The organism is Mesorhizobium shangrilense, assembly GCF_040537815.1.
GTDB classification, from domain to species: Bacteria; Pseudomonadota; Alphaproteobacteria; order Rhizobiales; family Rhizobiaceae; genus Mesorhizobium; species Mesorhizobium shangrilense.
This window is the reverse complement of record NZ_JBEWSZ010000029.1, coordinates 1-4,883: the sequence shown is the minus strand read 5'-3', so window position 1 is coordinate 4,883 and position 4,883 is coordinate 1. Positions and strand designations below refer to the sequence as shown.

General features: G+C 62.1%; 3 protein-coding genes and 1 pseudogene. All 4 read right to left on the bottom strand.

Going from position 1 to position 4,883, the window contains the following annotated elements; genetic code table 11:
• Positions 1 to 452: 452 nt before the first annotated feature.
• Positions 453 to 1,403 (bottom strand): annotated as a pseudogene (locus ABVQ20_RS40220) (IS481 family transposase).
• A 1,203-nt stretch (positions 1,404 to 2,606) separates the two neighbouring features.
• Positions 2,607 to 2,804, bottom strand: coding sequence for a hypothetical protein (locus tag ABVQ20_RS40215; RefSeq protein ID WP_354465383.1), 198 nt, complete (start codon positions 2,802 to 2,804; stop codon positions 2,607 to 2,609).
• Between the two features lie 723 nt (positions 2,805 to 3,527).
• On the bottom strand, positions 3,528 to 4,565 hold the full coding sequence (locus ABVQ20_RS40210; RefSeq protein WP_354465381.1) for a D-alanine--D-alanine ligase family protein: 1,038 nt from the start codon (positions 4,563 to 4,565) through the stop codon (positions 3,528 to 3,530).
• Positions 4,537 to 4,883 (bottom strand): hypothetical protein (locus ABVQ20_RS40205; protein WP_354465380.1); only part of this gene is annotated, 347 nt, incomplete at its 5' end. The genes ABVQ20_RS40205 and ABVQ20_RS40210, both read right to left, overlap by 29 nt.

The following is a 4,883-nucleotide window of genomic DNA, read 5'->3' as shown; positions in this document are numbered from 1 at the left end:
AGGCTCGCCCCCGCTCCGCAAGCAAGAGCCATTCTGGAGCGGCTACAGAAGCTCTCGGAGTCATTCGGGACCCAAATCGACATAGAGAACGGCATTGGATTGATCCGACTGCGGCCCAGTTCGGCTTAACTCTGTATGCAGCAGCGATCGCTCCGACGCAGACGACATCAGCGTTTCGAGCCTAAGCGGAATTTAGGTAGGCTAGCGCCCAACCCATGGGTGCCAGCGGGGGCATATCGTTGGCCACTTCCATTTCGCCGCAAAGGGGATCGTCATCGGCAACCTTGAGCATCGCGTCAAGTAGGCATTTCGTTCTCGGCCGAGATCCAGGTTGGAGCGCTGGTACAAGCAGGGCCGTCGGCGAGGCGATCGCGTGTTATCTGCGATTTCGGCAGGCGACGACGTTCGCCGCCTGCCCGCCGCCATCCGCCACGCGGGTCGTGGTCGAGTAGCTAGCTGTGGAGCCTCAATAGGTTGTCCCTCTCCAGTCCGAGGCGACTGATGGGTGTTTTTGATCCTAAGCTGCCGTGAGGCCTGTGCCAATTGTATCGGTGAAGCCAGTGCAGCAGTTCGGCGGTGCGTTCTTGAGAGCTGCTGTAGGCTCGGGCGTAAGCCCATTCGCGCAAGCTCGTTTGAATGAAGCGTTCGGCCTTGCCGTTGGTCTTGGGCGTGTACGGCCGGGTGAATATCTGCCGTAGACCCAGACGTTTGCAGGCTGCCCGGAAAGCCTTTGACCGGTAGCAGGAGCCATTGTCGGTCATCACGCGCTCGACCCGGATGCCCAGCTTGGCATAGTAGGCGACGGCGGCCTCCAGGAAGGCAACGGCGCTCGCCTTGCGCTCATCCGGCATGACCTGCACGAAAGCGACGCGAGAGGCGTCGTCAATGCAGACGTGGACGAACTCCCAGCCGATGCCGAGATGCCGGTTGACCGTGCCTGTCCGCCGTCCAGTGATGCGATGCCCCACCGAGCCGATGCGGCCAAGTTTCTTGATGTCGAGATGAATGAGTTCGCCCGGATGCTCCCGTTCATAGCGGCGCGGGTTCGGGTTCCAAGGCGCTCAGCTTGTTGAGACCCAACCGGTGTAGAACGCGGCTGACAGTTGCCGGCGAGACGCCCGCCTCTGCAGCGATCTGCTTACCCGTCCAGCGCTGGCGACGCAGCCGCTCGCTCGTCTGAACAATCGCTTCGGGCGTCGGCTGGCGCAGTCGATGCGGTCGAGATGAACGGTCAACCAATCCGCTCAGGCCTTCGCGGCGGTATCGGTCGATCCACTTGCGAACGGTCCGCGGACAAACATCTGCGGCTTCGGCAACGGCCTCCGGCGTTTGTCCGCTCTCGACTTGCCTCACAATTCGCTCTCGACCGTGCCGCGTCAGGCGGCATTCTTGTGGACGTTCATCCGATCCTCCGGGAATCACTGAAGCTTCGACAACCTCAGTCTTCTCGCCCAGGGTCGGATGGACAACCTATTGAAAGCTCACAGCTAGCCATTTTGCTTCGCCCTCACAGATCCGGGCGTGCGGCTCTCCTGCACCCGGCTCTTCCCGAGAACTCGGGTCATATCCGTGCTTCCGCACAAGTTCGAGCAATAGGCGATATCGACGTTATGGATGCCGATCCCTGCCTGACCGGTGCCGCCGCAACGCACCGGCAGGGCTTCAAGGACCTGGTCGCGCGCGTCACCCTCGGCGGGTGATGCGAGCTTTGCACGCCGCCAACCTCTCACTGCCGCGACGCGGTCGGCATGGCGAGGTATGTTGGAAGCGGCCGACGGTTCCGGCGGTGACCGATATGCTGGAGAACTCGGCCTATTGCCGGAGCGTTCGGCTACGGCCGCAAGCGCCTTCGGCCGCCGGGCCTGTCCGGGCACCCGCATAAGACGCCGCGACCGATGCCGGAATGGAGAATTGTCGTGAAGGATAAGTATCCCGCCTATCCGAGCTGGGAGACCTTCGAGAAGGTCCAGAATATCCTGCGCGACAACCGAAGCGACTATCTGCGCATCCAAGGGCCGCGGGATTTCGCGCGATGGCGCCGCCCTGCTGCACGGCATCACCTGGTGCAGGGAATGCGGGCACAACATGTTCGTGCGCTACAAGGGCAACAATCAATACGCCTGCAATCATCTGTGCCAACAGCATGGTGTGCCAGAGTGTCGGCGCTTGCCGGCCGCGCCGATCGACCGCTAGGTCGCGACCGCATTCCTCGAAGCGGTCGCGCCGGCCGAGATCGAGGCGCTGGCAGAGCGCGCGACGCCGCGCGCGCAGCGAAAGACGCTGCTGCGTTGCCTGATCGACAAGGTCGTCTTGCGCCGCAGCGCCCGTGACGGGCCGAGGGCGTATGGCGCGGCGCGGCGGCGCAACGACGGAGCTCACCGTCACGATGCCAGTTAACAAGGAGATCGAGGCCCGGCATGAGAAGCAGATCGGCTGCGCTGCCGCGCGGTCGAGCGCGCCCAGATCGATCTGGCCCAGCGCCGTTTCATGTTGGTCGATCCCGATAATCGTCTCGTCGCCGACACGCTCGAAGGCGAATGGAACGAGAAGCTCCGTATTTTGGCCAAGGCCCTCGAAGATCGCGAGCGCCCGAGAGCACGATCAATTCATGCTTGATGAAGCTGTCCGCGACGGCTGATCGCAATGACGGTGGATTCAACAAGCTCTGGGCGGATACACCAAACTGCGAACGCAAGCGACTGCTTGCCCACATCATCGAGGATGTCACTCTCGTCAAGCTGCTGGCGGAGGGAACCACCAAGGTTCACGTGCGATTCAAAGGCGGCAAAGATCCAGACGCTCACCACCCTGAGCCCAAAATCTTCCGCCCAGCAGGTCAAGACGCAGCCCGGCATCGTCGAACTGGTCGATAAACTCCTCGACAACCACATCTATTCCCGAGATTGCAGAACTGCTCAACCAGCAAGGGATCGTCCGGGCGAGACCGCACGCCGCGGCCGCCACAACGCCCGCTTCACGGCCTTGTGAGTTGCCTATCTCGTTCACCGATACAAGCTGCGCTCTCGCTATGACCGCCTGCGGGAACGTGGAATGCTGACAAAACTAGGAAGCGGCCGCGCGTCTCAATATCCACGAGCACACCGTCACAGATGGGCCAAACATGGCCTCATCACCAGCCACGCCTACAACGGGCACTATTGCCTGTACGAACTTCCCGTTTCGGATCTACCGCAAAAACAATGCAGCCGATGGAACCGGCTCGTCGATCGGACTGCCGCACGAAGGCAAAATCCCAGCCAGGCAAAACCCTCAGCAGGCCGGACCCGTCCCAGATCAAACTTGATCCGATCGCCGCGCCGGAATCCCCGACTTGCCGTATGTGCTGACCGGGGACGATCATGCCGATCTCCGCAGGGCCGCAACCACGGACTCACCGATTCCCCAAGGACACCACTGATATAGAAGCTCGCGTTCTCCGATTCCGTCGCCGAGTTGTACAGTGCCGACCTCACCATCATCGCCTCGCCGAATCCATGCGAGCAGCGGAGTGACAGCCCAGCGGTCCGCTAGCGGGGAAAAATCCTGTCGCGATTCGACGCGCGTTCGGCCTTGGGGATTCCGATTCCGAAATACCGCGTGTGAGCGACATCGAGGATGCGATTGACCAAGCTCGAGAAGCTGTGTCCGGCGGTCGTCGCGGCCAGGACATAGGCGGTGGACATACCGAGCCCCGCCATGGAGTTGATCTCCAAGACAAAGGGCTGGCCGGAGCGATCGATCCGGAGGTCGATACGGGCATAATCTCGGCACTGGCAGGCACGGAAGGTCGCAACCGAAATATCCCGCAGCATCGCCGCAAGTTTGCTTCCGATTTGCGCCGGGCATATGGCCTGCGGCGCCCCGATCGCCATGTGCTTGTCTTCCCAAGTAAAAAGACGTCTTTTGCGGTCGCCGAAGTCCCGCTCGACCAGAGGGAACACCTCGATCTCTCCGTTTCCGAGCAGCGCGACGTAGATTTCCCGCCCCTCGATGTATTCTTCCACGAGCGAATCCTGCGCATACTGCGTGACAATCATTTCTACGGCCTGCCTCAACTGGGCGGGCTCATGTACGAGCTGCAATCCGACGCTGGCGGATTCGTGACGCGGCTTTACTACCACTGGGAATCGCAAGTCGCCGGTACTCTCGGTGCCGCGACGCATCACGCGAAAGTTCGGTGTCGGCACGCCGCGATCGCGGATGAGCCTCTTGGTGAGGACCTTGTCGAGCGCCAGCCCATGCCCGAGCGGGCTCGATCCGGTGTACGGAACGCCGGCCATCTCTAGCATGGCCGGAACGTGAGTGTAACGGCACTCGCCCTGAACTCCGTATGCCATGTTGAAGACGATACCGGAGGGGCGGGCTTGCGGATCGGGGGGCATGAACCGCTCGAGCGTAGCGAGCAGTCCTTTATCGCCTTCGCACAGCAGCGTCTCGTGGCCGCCCTCCCGCAGTGCCGCCGCCACGCCTTCGACCGCCTCGCGGTCGTCGTCCTCCGGACAAACCTGACCGAACCGGTTGATCACGCCCGTATGATCATGGTTCCACACGACGGCTACCCGCATGAGCTATCTCCCTGGATGTTTGCCCGCTGTCACATTCATTCGCTCGGATTTGGTTGATCGAGCACAACAGCTTGTCTGGACCCGTGAGCCTCGCTGGTACGACCGGCCAAGCGGCGAGGGGCACGACAGTGTTGTCGTGCTCGCCGCTCGTATCCAGATTGCCACGCCGGCTCAGCGCCTTGAGCTGCGCGGTCAGCGGCTCGTGCAATGCGAACTCGACGTAACTGCCGCTGTAGTCCTGCTGCGCCGGACGCGGCTGGTCCGTCGGCAGCTTCAGCACCGTTGGTGCGCCCGCCAGCGTCCGGAGCCAGTATGCCG